Below are 15,432 nucleotides of genomic sequence, written 5' to 3'. Positions count from 1 at the left end.
GCTACAGGCCGGGCGCCGTCATCCGCAGCACGTCGAGGCCCGCATCGAGCTGCTCCTCGGTGATCTCGCCGCGCTCGACGTAGCCGAGGTCGACGACCGCCTCGCGCACGGTCATCTTCTGCGCGACCGAGTGCTTCGCGATCTTCGCCGCGGCCTCGTAGCCGATGATGCGGTTGAGCGGCGTGACGATCGACGGCGACGACTCCGCGAGCGCCCGCGCGTGCTCCTCGTTGACGCGCAGGCCGTCGACGGTCTTGTCGGCGAGCAGGCGCGTGGAGGACGCGAGGATGCGGATCGACTCGAGCAGCGACGAGCCCATCACGGGGATCGCGACGTTGAGCTCGAACAGGCCCGACGCACCCGCCCAGGCGACGGTGGCGTCGTTGCCGATGACGCGCGCGCACACCATGAGCACGGCCTCGGGGATGACCGGGTTGACCTTGCCGGGCATGATCGAGGATCCGGGCTGCAGGTCGGGGATGTGCAGCTCGCCGAGGCCCGTGTTGGGGCCCGAGCCCATCCAGCGGATGTCGTTGCAGATCTTGGTGAGGCTCACCGCGAGGGTGCGGAGCGCGCCGGAGGCGTCGACGAGGCCGTCGCGCGCGCCCTGCGCCTCGAAGTGGTCGAGCGCCTCGGTGACGGGCAGGCCCGTGTCATCCGCGAGCACCTGGATGACCTTCTGCGGGAAACCGAGCGGCGTGTTGATGCCCGTGCCGGTGGCCGTGCCGCCGAGGGGGACCTCGGCGACGCGGGGGAGCGCGGTGCGGACGCGCTCGATGCCGAGGCGGATCTGGCGCGCGTAGCCCGCGAACTCCTGGCCGAACGTGACCGGGGTCGCGTCCATGAGGTGCGTGCGGCCGGCCTTGACGAGCCCCTTCCACGCCTGGGCCTTGGTCTCGAGCGCCTCCGCGAGGTGCTCGAGGGCCGGGATCAGCTCGGCGAGGAGCGCGCCCGTGACGGCGACGTGCACCGAGGTGGGGAAGACGTCGTTCGAGGACTGCGATGCGTTGACGTGGTCGTTCGGGTGCACGGGCTTGCCGAGCGACGCGGTCGCGAGGGCCGCGAGGACCTCGTTCATGTTCATGTTCGAGCTCGTGCCGGAGCCCGTCTGGTACACGTCGATGGGGAAGTGCTCGTGGTGGGATCCGCCCGCGACCTCGTCGGCGGCCGACACGATGGCGGCCGACACGTCGGCGTCGACTATGCCCATCTCGCCGTTCACGATCGCGGCGGCGCGCTTGATGCGGGCGAGCGCCTGGATCTGCGCGGGCTCCAGCCCACGGCCGGAGATGGGGAAGTTCTCGACGGCACGCTGAGTCTGGGCGGCGTACAGGGCGGTCCTGGGGACGCGCACCTCGCCCATCGTGTCGTGCTCGATGCGGAACTCGTCCGCACCGTTCGTCTCGGTTCCGGGGGAAGTGTCGACCACGCTGTTTCTCTCTCCTTCGGGACGGGTGATGCATCCGGACCCCGCGGGCCCGGTTCGCTCGGTCAGCGCGGACGGCCCCTCTAGCGGGGGATGTCGCCCACGATGACGTCGGGCACCGCGGTGCCCTCGAGGAGCTTGTAGTTGGCGCCGACGATGGCCAGGCTACCGGCCGCGACCCGGTCGGAGATCATCTCGGACGCCTCCAGCATGCGGGTCACGGTGCCGCGCAGGTGCTGGCGGCCGACCTCGCCGGCGTCGACCTCGGACGGGACGACGTGGTCGCCGGCGACGCGGCGGACCGCGGGCGCGATGGGCGCGATGAGGTTCGCGATGTGCGGCGGCAGCGCCTCCGCGTCCGGTGCGGCGCTCTCGATGGCCGCGCGCACGGCGCCGCACTCGTCGTGGCCGAGCACCACGATGAGCGGCACGCCCAGCACGGCGACCGCGTACTCGAGGCTGCCGAGCACCGAGTCGGAGATGATCTGGCCGGCGTTCCGGACCACGAAGAGGTCGCCGAGGCCCTTGTCGAAGATGATCTCGGCGGCGAGGCGCGAGTCGCTGCAGCCGAAGAGCGCGGCCACCGGGCGCTGCACGTGGGCGAGCGCGGCGCGGCGCTCCACGTCCTGCCGCGGGTGCTCGGGCGTGCCGGCGACGAAGCGCGCGTTGCCCTCGATCATCTCCGCCCACACGGCGGCGGGCGCCTGCACGGTCTCGTCCTGCACGGTGTCCGCCTGCACGGTCTCTGCCTGGTCCGTCATCCCTCTGTCCCCTCTCACGGTGCGGTGGTGCTGGTGCTGGTGCTGGTGCTGGTGGTCGTGCCGCCGGCGGGCGACGGCGTCGGCGTCGCGCTCGCCGGGGTGCTGCGCGCGGCGGCGACCGCCTCGATGGCCGTGCGCAGCTCGTTCGCGTCGGCCGTGCCGTAGATCGCGTAGGTGCTGTCGCCCTCGACCGCGCTCGCGGCCAGGACGACGTTGCCCGGATCCTCCGCCCGCGCGTTGTCGTAGAGCGTCCACTCGAGGCCGCCGATCTCCTCGGAGCTCACCTCGGGCGCGGACTGCAGCGTCTCGTCGAGCCACGTGGGGTTCGCGTCGATGCCCTGCGAGATGCCGATGTAGCGGTTGCTCGGCGTGATGAGGCCGATGTACCAGACGGCCACGCCGTCGCGGCCGGCCGGGCGGATCTCCGCGTCGTTGCTCTTCCAGGCCGTCGGCAGGGCGGGCACGACGAGCGTCTGCGGGAACCCGCCTTGGGCCTCGGAGGCCGCCGCGCCGTAATCGACGTCGGGCAGGATCGTGGTGTTCGAGCGGGGGACGAGCGCGATGATGACCGCGACGGTCGCGACCGTGACGATGAGCGAGTACAGCAGGTTGCGGAACGTCTGCTTGGCGCGGTGGCGGCGGGAGTCGGCGGCCTTGCGGGCGGCGGTCTCCTCGGGGGTCTCCGGTCGGCCGAGCTCGGCGACGACGTTCGGCGTGCGGTCCTTCGCCACGGTCAGCCGGCGTCGGACGCGGTGGTGCGGGCGGCGTCGAGGCGCGCCTTGGCGCCGAGCAGCCACTCCTCGCAGCGGGCCGCGAGGGCCTCGCCGCGCTCCCAGAGGGCGATCGACTCCTCGAGCGTGGTCGCGCCCTGCTCGAGGTCGTTCACGACGCGCACCAGGGCGTCGCGCGCCTCCTCGTAGCTGAGCTCGGAGACGTCGGGCAGGCGTGCGCCGGTGTCGGCGCCGGGGTCGGCGGGGCTGGTGGGCATGGGGGAGATCCTAGCTTTCGGGGCCGGACGCGAGCCGGGCGTCGGAGGCGGGCGAGGCGGGCAGGCGCGCGGCCGACGACGGGATGTCGTCGGTGGGGCCGGTGGAGGTGGCGCCGAGCGCGCCGGCGGCGAGGCGCAGCACGAGGCCGGTGCCGTCGGGGGCGTCGGCGGGGGTGCGGAGCGCGGATCCGTCGGCCGTCTGCACGATGGCGTAGCCGCGGTCGAGCACGTGCTGCGGCGACAGCGTGCGCAGCTGCCGGGACAGCTCGCTCGTCTGCTGCATGCCGCGCTCGACGACGCGGCCGGCGAGCTCCGCGGACCGGGCGATGTAGCGGCCGAGCTCCTCGGCGCGCGAGTCGACGATCCACGCGGTGCTCGTGAGGACGGGCCGCGACCGCAGCTGCTCGATGCGGTCGATCTCGCCGCGCACCTGGCTGGTGAGACGCATGCCGATGCGCGCCCGCGCCTGCTGCACGCGCGAGAGCTCCTCGGAGACGTCCGGCACGACGCGCTTGGCGGCATCCGTGGGCGTGGAGGCGCGGAGGTCGGCCACGTCGTCGAGCAGCGGTCGGTCGGCCTCGTGCCCGATGGCGCTGACGAGCGGCGTGCGGCACGCGGCCGCCGTGCGCACGAGCTTCTCGTCGCTGAAGACGAGCAGGTTCTGGAAGTCTCCGCCGCCGCGCGCGATCACGATGACGTCGACCTCGGGATCCTCGTCGAGCACCCCGATGGCGCGCGTGACCTCGCCCGCGGCCCGGTCGCCCTGCACCGCGGTGTGCACGACGCGGAAGCGCACGCTCGGCCAGCGCAGCTGCGCGTTGCGGAGCACGTCCTTCTCCGCGTCGGAGTCCTTGCCGGTGATGAGGCCGATGCAGCCGGGCAGGAACGGCAGGCGGCGCTTGCGGTCGGCGTCAAACAGGCCCTCCGCGCGCAGCGTCTGGCGCAGGCGCTCGAGCCGCTCGAGCAGGTCGCCGAGGCCGACGTGGCGCATCTCGAGCACCTGCATCGTGAGCGTGCCGCCCTTGACCCAGTAGTTGGGCTTCACGAGCGCGACGACGCGGGCGCCCTGGCCGAGATCCGCCGGGATCTTCGCGCGCACCGACGACCAGACGGTGAAGCTGATGGTGGCGTCGACGTCGAGGTCCTTGAGCTTCCCGTAGACGTTGCCGCCGGATCCGCCCCACTGCGTGATCTCGCCCTCGACCCAGGCCGTGCCGAGCCGATCGATCCAGCCCTTGACCTTGCCGGAGAGCACCGAGACGGGCCAGGGTGCGTCGACCGTGGGGGCGCCGGCCGCGGGCATCGACACCGTGCGCGTCTCGCTCATCCGTCCACCCCGCTCGACGCCCAGATCGGGCGCATACAATTGACACGTGACTACAGCGACCACTGACCAGCGACTCGTGGGAGCACCCGTCGTCAGCCTGTCGATGCCGCGGATGCCCGGCGTCCGCAACAGGCTCAAGGATAACCCGGTGGCGGGACCCAAGAAGGTCCTGCTCGCCGCCCCCCGCGGGTACTGCGCGGGCGTCGACCGCGCCGTCGTGGCCGTCGAGAAGGCGCTCGAGCGCTACGGCGCCCCCGTCTACGTGCGGAAGCAGATCGTCCACAACGTGCACGTCGTCTCGACGCTCGAGCGCATGGGCGCGATCTTCGTGGAGGAGGTCGACGAGGTCCCCGAGGGCGCCCACGTCGTCTTCAGCGCCCACGGAGTCTCGCCGGCCGTCGTGCAGGGCGCGGCCGACCGCGGCCTGCAGGCCATCGACGCCACCTGCCCCCTCGTCACCAAGGTCCACCGCGAGGCCGTGCGCTTCGCCAAGGCCGACATGCAGATCCTCCTCATCGGCCACGAGGGCCACGAGGAGGTCGAGGGCACCGCGGGCGAGGCGCCCGAGCAGACCATCGTGGTCAACTCCCCGGAGCACGCCGACGTGATCGAGGTCAAGGACCCCGACAACCTCGTCTGGCTCTCGCAGACCACGCTCTCGGTCGACGAGACGATGGAGACGGTCCGCCGCCTCCGCGCCCGCTTCCCGAACCTGCAGGATCCGCCGAGCGACGACATCTGCTACGCCACCCAGAACCGCCAGGTCGCCATCAAGAAGGTGGCGGTCGACGCCGACCTCGTCATCGTCATCGGATCCGCGAACAGCTCCAACTCCGTCCGCCTCGTCGAGGTCGCGCTCGAGTACGGCGCCAAGGCGTCGTACCGCGTCGACTACGCGTCCGAGGTCAAGCAGGAGTGGCTCGACGGCGTGCAGACGGTCGGCGTCACGAGCGGTGCGTCCGTCCCCGAGGTCCTCGTGCAGGAGCTGCTCGACGACCTGGCCGACGCCGGCTACGGCGACGTCACCGCGGTCGTCACAGCCGAGGAGGACCTCGTCTTCTCGCTCCCCAAGGAGCTGCGCAAGGACCAGTCCGGCAACACGGACTCCCGCGCCATCGGCGGGCGCACCCGCGCGTGAGCGACGACGACGGCCCGCGCCGTCCCGGCCGACCCGCCCCGCGCTACGGCGAGTACGCGTCGTCGTCGTCCGCTGGCTCGTCCTCGGACGGGTCCGGCCTGTCGGAGGCGGATGCCCGCATCGTCGCCGAGGCCGCCGAGTACCGCCGCGCGCAGGCGGAGCGCGATGCGCCCGCCGCCCCCGCGGGCCGCGGTGCGAAGAAGGGCGCCGCACCCGCCGCGCCGCAGACCCTCGCCGAGCAGATGGCGGAGGAGCGCAAGGCCGCCCGCGAGCGGATGCTCGCCGAGCGCCGCGACGCCGAGAAGGCCGCGGAGGCGGAGCGTCGCCAGGCGCGGCGCTCGCCGTCCGCCGGTCCCACTTCCGGTCCCGGTCCGTCGAGCGAGCCCGGTCGGCCGGGGTACCTGCCGACGCAGGAGCCCCGCCGTGCCGGTCGACGCCTCGACGCCGCCGTCACGATCGCCCTGCTGGCGGTGGGCGCGCTGAACCTGCTGTTCAGCCTGGGCTCGTACACGGACCTGCCGGGGGCCCTCTCCCGCGCGTTCCCTGCCCTCGGCATCGCGGGTGCGTACACGCCCACGTCGGCGACCGGCCCCGTGGGAGTGGCCCTCCTGGTCATCACGGTGTCCGTCTTCGCGGCGACCGTGGCCCTCTCCCTCCGCCGGATCCGACTCGGCCGCATCGCGTTCTGGGTCCCGCTGGTCGGCGTCGTGGTCGCGACCGTGGTCTCCGCCCTGCTCCTGTCGAGCCTGCTCACGGCGGATCCGGCGTTCCAGCAGTTCGTCATGAACCGCGGGTAGCACCCGGCGCGCAGCGCGCACGACGGCGGGGCCGGTCCTGGTGGACCGGCCCCTCCGTCGTGCGTGGTGCGTGGTGCGCGCTGCGGAGGCTAGCTCTGCGACTTGCCGTGCGAGCCGAGCTGGCGCGTGGCCTCGACGACGCGGGCGGCCATGGCCGACTCCGCCGTCTTGCCCCAGGCGCGGGGGTCGTACGTCTTCTTGTCGCCGACCTCGCCGTCGACCTTGAGGAAGCCGTCGTACTTGCGGAGCACCGAGTCGGCGATGGAGCGGCTGAACGCGTACTGCGTGTCGGTGTCGATGTTCATCTTGACCACGCCGTTGCGGACGGCCTCCGAGATCTCGTCGTCGGAGGAGCCGGATCCGCCGTGGAAGACGAGGTCGAACGGCTTCTCGCCCGTGCCGTACTTCGACTGGATGCCGTCCTGGATCTCCTTGAGCAGCGACGGGCGCAGCTGCACGCCACCGGGCTTGTACACGCCGTGCACGTTGCCGAAGGTGAGCGCGGCCATGTAGCGGCCCTTGTCGCCGAGGCCGAGGGCCTCGACCGTGGAGATGGCGTCCTCGAGGGTCGTGTAGAGGTGCGAGCCGGTGTCGTGGCTGACCCCGTCTTCTTCGCCGCCGACGACGCCGATCTCGACCTCGAGGATCGCGTTGATGGCCTTCATGCGGGGGAGCAGGTCCGTCGCGATGTCGAGGTTCTCGTTCAGCGGGATCGCGGATCCGTCCCACATGTGCGACTGGAAGATGGGGTTGCGGCCCGCACGGACCTCCTCCTCGCTGGCCTCGATCATGGGGAGGACGAAGCCGTCGAGGGCGTCCTTCGGGCAGTGGTCGGTGTGGAGCGCGACCGTGATGGGGTAGTTCTTGGCGACCTCGGTGGCGAAGCGCGCGAACGCGAGCGCGCCGGCCGCGCGGTTCTTCACGGTGTGGCCGGAGAAGTAGTCGGCGCCGCCCGTGGTGACCTGGATGATGCCGTCGGAGCCGGCCTCGGTGAGCCCCTGGAGGACCGCGTTGATGGTCTGCGACGACGAGACGTTGACGGCCGGGTAGGCGAAGGCGCCGGACTTGGCGCGATCCAGCATCTCGGCGTACTGCTCGGGGGTTGCTACGGGCATGGTGCATCTCCTTCGGCGGATCCACGGCGGCGCCGTGCGGCTGTCGCGGTTAACCATGGGCCGGTGGGAGCGCATCCCGCGGCCGGGCCCCGCGTGGTCGCCACTCTACCCAGCGGGGGTGTCCGCGACCGGGGACGCGGGACGGGTGAACTCGTCGGCCGTGAGCTCGCGGGCGGTGGCCTCGAGCGGCTCCAGCGTGCCGATGACCTTGGACTCGTCGAGCCGGGTGAGGCGGCGGGCGGTGGGCAGCACCTGGCGCTCCAGGGATCCGACGACGCGGTTGTAGTCGCCCACCGCGCCCGTGAGGGAGCGGCCGAGCTTGGCGATGTGCTCGCCGCTCGTGGCGAGACGCGCGTGCAGCTCGCGGCTGAGGTCGAAGAGCTGCTTCGCGTCCTCCGTGAGCACCTCCTGCTGCCAGCTGAACGCGACGGTCTTGAGCACCGACCACAGCGTGACCGGGGAGGAGAGCGCGACCCGGCGGCTGAACGCGAACTCCATGATGCTCGGATCCGCCTCCAGTGCCGACGAGACCAGCGACTCGCTCGGGATGAACGCGATGACCATCTCCGGGCTCGCGTCGAGCCCCTCCCAGTACGCGCGGCTGCCGAGCGCCGTGATGTGGTCGCGCACGGCCTGCACGTGCTGCTTCATGAGCGCGTCGCGACGGGCGCCCTCGGGCCCCGTGGCGGACGCGGGGATGGCGCTCGCCTCGAGGTACGCGGTGAAGGGGGCCTTGGCATCCACCGCGATGTGCTTGCCGCCGGGCAGGTGCACGACCATGTCGGGCCGGCCGACGCCCTGCGCGGTGGCGACGGACGTCTGCACGTCGAAGTCGACCCGGTGGATGAGGCCGGCCGCCTCCACGACGCTCCGCAGCTGCGTCTCGCCCCACACGCCGCGCGTGCTGTTGGAGCGGAGCGCGGACGCGAGCGTCTCGGCCGTGGCGCGCAGCCGCTCCTCCGCCTCGGTGGCGCTCCGCAGCTGCTCGCTCAGCTCGCCGTGCTGCTGCCGGCGCTGCTCCTCCAGCTCGTGCACCTTCGCCTGCACCTGCTTGAGGCTCTCCGCGACGGGGCTGAGGGCGGTGAGCACGCGGCCGTCCTCCTCGGTGCGGGCGACCTCGGCGCGCTGGATCTCACGCAGCCGGGTCTGCAGCTCCGCGATGCGGTCCTCCTGCTGGCCGATCTGCTCGCGGAGGTGGGACTCCTGCGCGTCGAGCCGCTCGCGGTGGAGGGCATCCTGCGTCTGCGCGCGCTCGGCGAACTGCGCCGTGGTCTGCGCGACCTGCTCCTCGGCGAGCCGCTCCGTGCGATCCAGCTGCTCGCGGAGCGCCGTGACCGTGGCCTCCGCGGCAGCGAGGCGCGCGGCCTCGCCGGCGGAGCCCGGCGCATCCACCCCGGAACGGGCGCGCGACACGGCGAGCCCGACCACCGCGCCCACGGCCAGGCCGATGACGAGGCCGACGAGGAGGGCGATGACGGGATCCATGCGTGCAGTGTGCCAGCGGCCCCCGACACGGCCGGGACGCGGGGCGCGCGCCCGAGGGACGGATCCGGCGGGGCGGGCCTGGGGAGGATCAGGCCCAGTCGATGGGCGGCGTCGCGGCGGCCGACGCCCGCGTGACGGTCTGCGTGCGCGGCGCGCCGATGCGGCCGAGGCCCACGCCCGCGGCCTCCGCCAGCCCCGCGATGGATGCGGCGCCGTGGCGGCCGGCGGCGTGCACGACGATGGCGGCGCACGCCCGCGCATCCGCCAGCGCCTCGTGGTGCGAGAAGTCCTCGAAGCCCGCCGCCCGAGCCGCGACCGGCAGCCGGTACGAGTCGAGCGCGTAGGTGCGGCGCGCGACCTGGAGGCTGCAGAGGTAGGAGTACGGCGGCGGGATGAGCGCGGTGGCCTTGCATGCGCCCTGGATCACGCCCGTGTCGAAGCGCGCGTTGTGGGCCACGAGGTGGTCGTCGCCCGCGAAGGCCATGAGGCGCGGCAGCTGGTCGGCCCAGCCGTCGGCGCCGGCCACGTCGTCCTCGACGATGCCGTGGATCCGCGTGTTCCAGACGGAGAAGGTGTCGTGCCCCGCCGGCGGCCGGATGAGCCACGACGCGGTCTCGACCACGACGCCGTCGCGCACCTTCACGAGACCCACCGAGCAGGCGCTCGCCGACGAGTTGTTGGCGGTCTCGAAGTCGATCGCGGTGAAGTCCAACGGCATGGGTTCGAGTGTTCCACGCACGACCGACGCCGGATCTCCGGAGAGCCCAGCCGCCGCCGGGCGGGGGAGGAGTCGGCCCGCCCCGTACGATGGACTCCCGTGGCTCTCACTATCGCGATCGTCGGTCTCCCCAACGTCGGCAAGTCGACGCTCTTCAATGCCCTGACCAAGAACCAGGTGCTCGCCGCGAACTACCCGTTCGCGACGATCGAGCCGAACGTGGGCGTGGTGAACCTCCCGGACCCGCGCCTCGAGGTGCTCGCCGGCCTCTTCGGCTCCGAGCGGATCCTCCCGGCTCCCGTCTCCTTCGTCGACATCGCGGGCATCGTCCGCGGCGCGAGCGAGGGCGAGGGCCTCGGCAACCAGTTCCTCGCGAACATCCGCGAGGCCGACGCCATCGCGCAGGTCGTCCGCGGCTTCGAGGACGAGGACGTCGTGCACGTCGACGGCCGCGTCGACGCCGCGAGCGACATGGAGACCATCAACACCGAGCTGATCCTCGCCGACCTGCAGACCCTCGAGCGCGCCGAGCCGCGCTACGAGAAGGAGCTGAAGACGAAGCGCATCGAGCCCGTCGTGCTCGAGACCGCGAAGGCCGCGCGCGAGTGGCTCGACTCGGGCAAGCCGCTGTCGGCGTCGTCCATCGACCTCGAGCCCGTCCGCGAGCTCGGTCTGCTGACGGCGAAGCCCTTCATCTACGTGTTCAACGTCGACGAGCAGGTGCTCGGCGACAAGGGCAAGCTCGCGGAGCTGGCCGCCCTCGTGGCGCCCGCGCAGGCCGTGTTCCTCGACGCGAAGATCGAGTCGGAGCTCATCGAGCTCGACCCCGAGGACGCCGCCGAGATGCTCGCGAGCACCGGCCAGGAGGAGTCGGGCCTCGACCAGCTCGCCCGCATCGGCTTCGAGACCCTCGGCCTCCAGACCTACCTGACGGCGGGCCCCAAGGAGACGCGGGCCTGGACCATCGGCCGCGGCTGGAAGGCCCCGCAGGCGGCCGGCGTGATCCACACCGACTTCGAGAAGGGCTTCATCAAGGCCGAGGTCATCTCCTTCGACGACCTGGTCGAGACCGGCTCGATCGCCGAGGCGCGCTCCAAGGGCAAGGCCCGCATCGAGGGCAAGGAGTACGTCATGCAGGATGGGGATGTCGTGGAGTTCCGGTTCAACAACTGACACCTGTGACAGGCAGAGTAAGCCGTCCGACCTAGGCGTTGCGCTCGACCATGTGTGTCCATGCGGCGTGCGAAGCCCCCAAATTACTGACGAAATCGTCATAGGCGTCTACCCTGGAGCTGTAAAGCGAGGCGGCCCCGCAAGAGGCCGTGCTGAGCGACCGCCAGTCCGAGTCATGGAGGCTTAGGGCTCCAGATGACTAGCGCGGTCGTCGCTAGAGAACACTTGGGCCGCAGTGCACCGTGTATTAAAGATGAGGAGGAGCTAGAAAATGCCGAAAAAAACGCCTGAGGAAGCGGCGCGCAGCATACTTTCTTCTTATCTAGCCAGTGAGGCTTCTGAGGTTAGCATACCGGTCGACCCTGTTCGAATAGCACGGGCACTTGGTATCAATGTTTATGCCGCTAAGCTTGAGAATAGTCTATCGGGAATGATTGCAAAGTTGCACGCGGATCCCGATATTGACATCTATCTCAACTCAGAGCATGCACCTGTCCGTCAAAGGTTTACATGCGCTCACGAGCTTGGGCACTACTTCGCAATGCGAGAGTCTGGTGACCTCGAGAAGAAGCAGTTCGTTCATAAGCGAGATAATCGTGCGGCGTGTGGAACTTACGCCGAAGAGATTTACGCAAATAAATTCGCGGCCGAACTGCTGATGCCAGAACGTGAAGTTCGTCGCTTGCACAAAATGGGTCTTGACGACATTGGATTATCCCATCGTTTTGACGTATCCGTCGATGCAATGACTTATCGGCTGAAAAACCTTTATCTAGTCGAATGACAAACCCGACTGAGCGCGTTGAAGCATCCGAGCCTGAGTCACAGCAACTGGGCTCCCCACCGCAGCCGTCTGACGGGGATCGTGATCAAGTCCTGCGCGCGCAAAGTGGGGCGAAAGAATTAGAGGCATCGGAGGGTTCCGACCCTTTAAAAGGCGGCTCTGTCGCTACTCCAGAAGTCCCTGGGCTCAGGCTTCTGTCGGGCATGATGCAAGCGACAATTTTCACGGACTATTTTTGTTATCATGCCCACCTGTTGCATCTGCACCCCACTTCTCAAGAAAGAGTCGAGGCCCACAAGGAAGCTCATCCTCATTTCTATACCTTCTGTCGCAACCTTGATTTGGTTGCTCGAGTAGCGCTTTTCGGAATAGTAACGGTTGCTCTCTGTGCCGTCGCATGTGGATTCATTTGGCGGACCTTTTTTCTTGTCGCGTGATGAATCTGGCGAACTAGGGCGGCGATGTTATGCGGACTTAAGTCAACTACTCGTCTGGGCCCAATGGGCCGAATGGGGCTGAAGCCGGCGCCAGGGCCGACACCTTTGGCTCGTGGGTTTCCTTAAAGATATATCCCAGTACTGCCTGTGGCTTTGGGTGGGTAGCGCTATTGCCGCGGTAGTGGCTACTCTGTGTGAGTGACGGTAATTCCAACGCCTCGTCACCGAAGGGTAGCGCTATGCCGTACGACCAAAGTTCCGCTGACTTCAATGAGTCGACCTACGGTATGTATCTGACTACTGAGATGCAAAGATGGTTGAGTGATCAGGACGATCTTGACGGGGTCGCGTTGATTATTGACCAGAATAAGGAAGCGCTTGTCGGTTACGATGCTTCCATACCGCGTCGGTGGGGCATGTTATATCTGCAATTCAAAATGCCCAAGTACTTACGGCGCTCGAATGCCTCCGAGTATGCCGCATTTGGTCAATCCTATTTTCGATTTCGCGTGAAGACCGACGCGACAATCAATGGGAATGTTCAGCATAACGTTTTGTGCGAGCTCGAGGGCACCGGGGCTGCGGTTTTTTACGCGGCCCCGTCCTTCCTGCGGAGCGACGAGCTGATCGATTATGCCTTACACGACGGGATGTACGTCAATAGCGTCTTTCCGAGACCACAAGATTTGGGCACTGTTGCCGTTAACTCACTGCACAGCTTTGCGTACACCAGTGCCCAAGATATCCGAGCTTGCTCTGAGCCGGGCCCTAGGTTCGCTGCAAACGTGGAGTCAATGCGGAAGGTGGTTAAATCCACACTCGAAAGTGCCGACATGCTGCCTTTAGAACAGTTCCTTCCTGGCGCATATAGGAACTTGATTTCGAAAACTGGCCATACTGACGTTGGTGACGTCGTGGATCATGCTGTAGTGGCAGGCCGGTTGGCGCTGGAAGGCCAGAGTATCGGACTACAGGCGTTTCTCTTTTGGCGCGAGTAGCCTTCGCAAGGGAGGTAGGGCCTGCGTACTTTCTGCGCGTCGAAGGAGTGATACCTTTGATTCGTGGGCAGTGATGAAGTCTTTCGGGAACTTGGGTCTTCGGATCGCGCGGCTGGGCGACTGCATACGCATTGACGAGGTTGCACGCCGGCATTACGCGTAGCGGCCTCGGGCGCATGACACGATGAGGCGCACAGTCTCGTCTCCTCTAGAATAGAGGCCAGGGAACCGCCGATTGCTGACCGGAGGGCGCCGGAAACTTCGCTTTCGATCGCAGGCGCGTGCACCGAGCGCGTAGCGCGTCGATCTCCTCCGCCGTGAGCAACCCCGCCAGCTCCCGCCCCAGCTCCCCATCGAGCCCCGCGAGCACCCGATCGACCCCCGCGAGCTCCTCCGCCGTCAACGGCTCCCCGACCCACCCCCACAGCACCGTGCGGAGCTTGTGGTCCTGGTGGAAGGTGAGTCCGTGGTCGACGCCGAAGCGGTGGCCGTCGGGCATCGCGAGCACGTGGTAGCCCTTGCGGTCGGCGTTGTTGGCGATCACGTCGAAGACGGCCATGCGGCGGAGGGCGGGGGAGTCCTCGTGGATGAGGGTGACGGAGCGGCCGTCCTGGTCCTCGCCGCCGAGGACGGTGCGGTACCCGGTCTCGGGAACCTCGTCGGTCGGGATCAGGTCCACGGCGTCCTGGTCGGGATCCTCGTCCTGCCAAAGCTGCACCATGCCCTCGCCGAGGGGGCCGTCGCGGATCCACGTGCGCGGGACGACGTTCCAGCCGAGCGCCTCGGACACCCGGTACGCGGCGACCTCGCGATCGGCCAACCTGCCGTCGGGGAAGTCCCAGAGCGGGTTCTCGCCGTCGACGGGCTTGTAGACGACTTCGACGTCGCCGATGGTGCCGAGGAACGTCGCGTTCGACGCGGTGCGGATGCGGCCGGTGAGGGTGAGCTCGGCGGTCACGAGGTCCGTCTCGGACATCACTCGTCGGGGAAGGTGTGGACGTGCCCGTCGGGGTCGATGGGGTAGCCGCACAGCGCGCAGATGGGGCGGCCGGCGCCGACGACCTCGTGGGTGCGCTTGGCGAACGCGCGGGCCGCGCCGACGGGCATCCGCACCACGAGCATCTCGGTGTCGGCCGCGTCGTCGTCGGCGGTCGGCAGGTCGAAGTCGTCGCTGTCGTCGTCCTCCGCGAGGGGATAGGCCTCCATGACGATCTGCGCCGTCGTCGGATCCCAACCGAGGCCCATCGCGCCGGTGCGCCAGCGCTCGTCGACCTCCTCGAGCGGGTCGTTGTCGACGAGCTCCGGGGGCGTGCTCGTGGGGACGCTGAAGGGGTTGCCCTCGACGGTGACGAGCTGGTCGAGGATCTCGTCGATCTTCTCCGCGAGGAGGGAGGACTGCTGCTTCTCGAGGGCGATGGTCACCAGCTGGGGGCCGGAGCGCACCTGGAAGTAGAAGGTGCGGGCGCCCGGGAGGCCGATGGTGCCGACCACGGCCCGGTCGGGCCAGTCGAATTCGAGGGCTCGTGTGGGCATGCCTCCACTCTAGGCGCGGTGGATCACGGCGTCGCGTGCCCGGCGCCGCCGCCCACGGGAGCGTCACCGGATCCGCCGGCCGCGGCCAGCCAGGAGAGGTCACCCGCGTCGCTGTTGGTCGCGTGGACGGTGGGCCGGCTCGCGCCGTAGCGCACGATCGAGACGGATGCCGGGCCCACGTCGATGCGCTGGAAGAGGTCGAGGTGCGTGCCGAGGGCGTCGGCGAGGATCGACTTGATCACGTCGCCGTGGCTGACCGCGACCCACACGGCACCGGGTCCGTGCTCGGCCTCGATGGCAGCGTCGTGGCGGCGGATCGCGGCGACGGCGCGCGCCTGCATCCCGGCCATGGACTCGCCGCCCGGGAAGACGACCGACGACGGGTGCGATTGCACGCGCGCCCAGAGGTCCTCCTTCGCGAGGTCGCCGAGCGCGCGGCCCTGCCAGTCGCCGTAGTCGCACTCGGTGAGGTCGGGATCGACGGGCTGGGCGGGCTTCCCCGTCTGCCGATCGAGGATCCGCTGCGCGGTCTCCCAGCAGCGCTGCAGCGGACTGGAGACGACGGCTGCGAGCGGCACGGCGGCGAGCCGTTCAGCGGTGCGGTCGGCCTGCTCGCGTCCGGTGTCGTCGAGGTCGACGCCGGGGGTGCGCCCCGCCAGGATCCCGGTCGCGTTCGCTGTGGTGCGTCCGTGCCGCACGAGGATCACTGTCGCCATGCGAGCCAGCCTACGGACCCGTGCCAGCGGGCGAGG

General features: G+C 69.4%; 16 protein-coding genes. 5 read left to right on the top strand and 11 right to left on the bottom strand.

Going from position 1 to position 15,432, the window contains the following annotated elements; genetic code table 11:
* Position 1 precedes the first annotated feature (1 nt).
* From ACU4ZT_RS11805 to xseA, 5 genes are all read right to left on the bottom strand, one after another.
* A complete protein-coding gene (locus ACU4ZT_RS11805; RefSeq protein WP_445337238.1) occupies positions 2-1,429 on the bottom strand; it encodes a class II fumarate hydratase in 1,428 nt (475 codons plus the stop codon).
* An 80-nt stretch (positions 1,430-1,509) separates the two neighbouring features.
* Positions 1,510-2,187 (bottom strand): carbonic anhydrase, encoded by a 678-nt coding sequence (locus ACU4ZT_RS11800; RefSeq protein WP_063072581.1) that lies wholly within the window; start codon positions 2,185-2,187, stop codon positions 1,510-1,512.
* Positions 2,188-2,201: 14 nt separating this feature from the next.
* Positions 2,202-2,918 (bottom strand): DUF4245 domain-containing protein, encoded by a 717-nt coding sequence (locus ACU4ZT_RS11795; RefSeq protein WP_445337237.1) that lies wholly within the window; start codon positions 2,916-2,918, stop codon positions 2,202-2,204.
* A gap of 2 nt (positions 2,919-2,920) precedes the next feature.
* Entirely contained in the window at positions 2,921-3,175 is a 255-nt protein-coding gene (locus ACU4ZT_RS11790; RefSeq protein ID WP_270979530.1) for an exodeoxyribonuclease VII small subunit, read from the bottom strand.
* Between the two features lie 10 nt (positions 3,176-3,185).
* Positions 3,186-4,502, bottom strand: a complete 1,317-nt coding sequence (gene xseA, locus ACU4ZT_RS11785; protein WP_445337236.1) for an exodeoxyribonuclease VII large subunit — start codon at positions 4,500-4,502, stop codon at positions 3,186-3,188.
* Between the two features lie 103 nt (positions 4,503-4,605).
* Between xseA and ACU4ZT_RS11780 the strand changes: the two genes are divergently transcribed.
* Positions 4,606-5,640: a 4-hydroxy-3-methylbut-2-enyl diphosphate reductase gene (locus ACU4ZT_RS11780; RefSeq protein WP_043674752.1), complete on the top strand. Its 1,035-nt coding sequence runs from the start codon at positions 4,606-4,608 to the stop codon at positions 5,638-5,640.
* Positions 5,637-6,437 carry a DUF6264 family protein gene (locus ACU4ZT_RS11775; RefSeq protein WP_063072585.1) on the top strand — a complete coding sequence of 267 codons (801 nt, stop codon included), beginning with the start codon at positions 5,637-5,639 and terminating at the stop codon, positions 6,435-6,437. The genes ACU4ZT_RS11780 and ACU4ZT_RS11775 overlap by 4 nt, the downstream gene beginning before the upstream one ends.
* A gap of 89 nt (positions 6,438-6,526) precedes the next feature.
* Here the strand turns inward: ACU4ZT_RS11775 and fbaA are convergent, their stop codons facing one another.
* From fbaA to ACU4ZT_RS11760, 3 genes are all read right to left on the bottom strand, one after another.
* Positions 6,527-7,552, bottom strand: a complete 1,026-nt coding sequence (gene fbaA, locus ACU4ZT_RS11770; protein ID WP_063072593.1) for a class II fructose-bisphosphate aldolase — start codon at positions 7,550-7,552, stop codon at positions 6,527-6,529.
* Positions 7,553-7,657: 105 nt separating this feature from the next.
* The gene (locus ACU4ZT_RS11765; RefSeq protein ID WP_414764117.1) at positions 7,658-9,037 is read right to left on the bottom strand and encodes a DNA recombination protein RmuC; all 1,380 of its coding nucleotides are present in this window, start codon (positions 9,035-9,037) and stop codon (positions 7,658-7,660) included.
* A gap of 88 nt (positions 9,038-9,125) precedes the next feature.
* The gene (locus ACU4ZT_RS11760) at positions 9,126-9,755 is read right to left on the bottom strand and encodes a 3'-5' exonuclease (protein ID WP_445337235.1); all 630 of its coding nucleotides are present in this window, start codon (positions 9,753-9,755) and stop codon (positions 9,126-9,128) included.
* A 99-nt stretch (positions 9,756-9,854) separates the two neighbouring features.
* On the opposite strand from ACU4ZT_RS11760, the gene ychF reads away from it, so the two are divergent.
* The 3 genes from ychF (at position 9,855) to ACU4ZT_RS11745 (ending at position 13,147) form a co-directional block, all read left to right on the top strand.
* Entirely contained in the window at positions 9,855-10,928 is a 1,074-nt protein-coding gene (gene ychF, locus ACU4ZT_RS11755; protein ID WP_445337234.1) for a redox-regulated ATPase YchF, read from the top strand.
* A 271-nt stretch (positions 10,929-11,199) separates the two neighbouring features.
* Positions 11,200-11,712: an ImmA/IrrE family metallo-endopeptidase gene (locus tag ACU4ZT_RS11750; protein ID WP_445337233.1), complete on the top strand. Its 513-nt coding sequence runs from the start codon at positions 11,200-11,202 to the stop codon at positions 11,710-11,712.
* A gap of 676 nt (positions 11,713-12,388) precedes the next feature.
* Positions 12,389-13,147 (top strand): hypothetical protein, encoded by a 759-nt coding sequence (locus ACU4ZT_RS11745; protein WP_445337232.1) that lies wholly within the window; start codon positions 12,389-12,391, stop codon positions 13,145-13,147.
* A 208-nt stretch (positions 13,148-13,355) separates the two neighbouring features.
* Here ACU4ZT_RS11745 and ACU4ZT_RS11740 read toward each other — a convergent pair whose 3' ends face one another.
* From ACU4ZT_RS11740 to ACU4ZT_RS11730, 3 genes are read right to left on the bottom strand one after another with little or no spacing between them, the layout of a single operon-like run.
* Positions 13,356-14,123 carry an SCO1664 family protein gene (locus tag ACU4ZT_RS11740; protein WP_445337231.1) on the bottom strand — a complete coding sequence of 256 codons (768 nt, stop codon included), beginning with the start codon at positions 14,121-14,123 and terminating at the stop codon, positions 13,356-13,358.
* On the bottom strand, positions 14,123-14,680 hold the full coding sequence (locus tag ACU4ZT_RS11735) for a DUF3090 domain-containing protein (protein ID WP_445337230.1): 558 nt from the start codon (positions 14,678-14,680) through the stop codon (positions 14,123-14,125). Before ACU4ZT_RS11735 ends, ACU4ZT_RS11740 begins: the two co-directional genes overlap by 1 nt.
* Positions 14,681-14,703: 23 nt before the next feature.
* Positions 14,704-15,396 (bottom strand): histidine phosphatase family protein, encoded by a 693-nt coding sequence (locus ACU4ZT_RS11730; RefSeq protein ID WP_445337229.1) that lies wholly within the window; start codon positions 15,394-15,396, stop codon positions 14,704-14,706.
* Positions 15,397-15,432 lie beyond the last annotated feature (36 nt).

The sequence above is a fragment of the Clavibacter davisi genome (assembly GCF_052751415.1).
Note: the sequence above shows the minus strand (reverse complement) of the source record. Positions and strands in the feature narration are given on the sequence as shown.

What these genes read in the sequence shown, in the direction of transcription:
- ACU4ZT_RS11800 (WP_063072581.1), bottom strand. Translation starts at nt 2,187, where the DNA reads ATGACGGACCAGGCAGAGACCGTGCAGGCGGACACCGTGCAGGACGAG.
- ACU4ZT_RS11790 (WP_270979530.1), bottom strand. Translation starts at nt 3,175, where the DNA reads ATGCCCACCAGCCCCGCCGACCCCGGCGCCGACACCGGCGCACGCCTG.
- xseA (WP_445337236.1), bottom strand. Translation starts at nt 4,502, where the DNA reads ATGAGCGAGACGCGCACGGTGTCGATGCCCGCGGCCGGCGCCCCCACG.
- ACU4ZT_RS11780 (WP_043674752.1), top strand. Translation starts at nt 4,606, where the DNA reads ATGCCGCGGATGCCCGGCGTCCGCAACAGGCTCAAGGATAACCCGGTG.
- fbaA (WP_063072593.1), bottom strand. Translation starts at nt 7,552, where the DNA reads ATGCCCGTAGCAACCCCCGAGCAGTACGCCGAGATGCTGGATCGCGCC.
- ACU4ZT_RS11765 (WP_414764117.1), bottom strand. Translation starts at nt 9,037, where the DNA reads ATGGATCCCGTCATCGCCCTCCTCGTCGGCCTCGTCATCGGCCTGGCC.
- ACU4ZT_RS11760 (WP_445337235.1), bottom strand. Translation starts at nt 9,755, where the DNA reads ATGCCGTTGGACTTCACCGCGATCGACTTCGAGACCGCCAACAACTCG.
- ACU4ZT_RS11750 (WP_445337233.1), top strand. Translation starts at nt 11,200, where the DNA reads ATGCCGAAAAAAACGCCTGAGGAAGCGGCGCGCAGCATACTTTCTTCT.
- ACU4ZT_RS11745 (WP_445337232.1), top strand. Translation starts at nt 12,389, where the DNA reads ATGCCGTACGACCAAAGTTCCGCTGACTTCAATGAGTCGACCTACGGT.
- ACU4ZT_RS11740 (WP_445337231.1), bottom strand. Translation starts at nt 14,123, where the DNA reads ATGTCCGAGACGGACCTCGTGACCGCCGAGCTCACCCTCACCGGCCGC.
- ACU4ZT_RS11735 (WP_445337230.1), bottom strand. Translation starts at nt 14,680, where the DNA reads ATGCCCACACGAGCCCTCGAATTCGACTGGCCCGACCGGGCCGTGGTC.
- ACU4ZT_RS11730 (WP_445337229.1), bottom strand. Translation starts at nt 15,396, where the DNA reads ATGGCGACAGTGATCCTCGTGCGGCACGGACGCACCACAGCGAACGCG.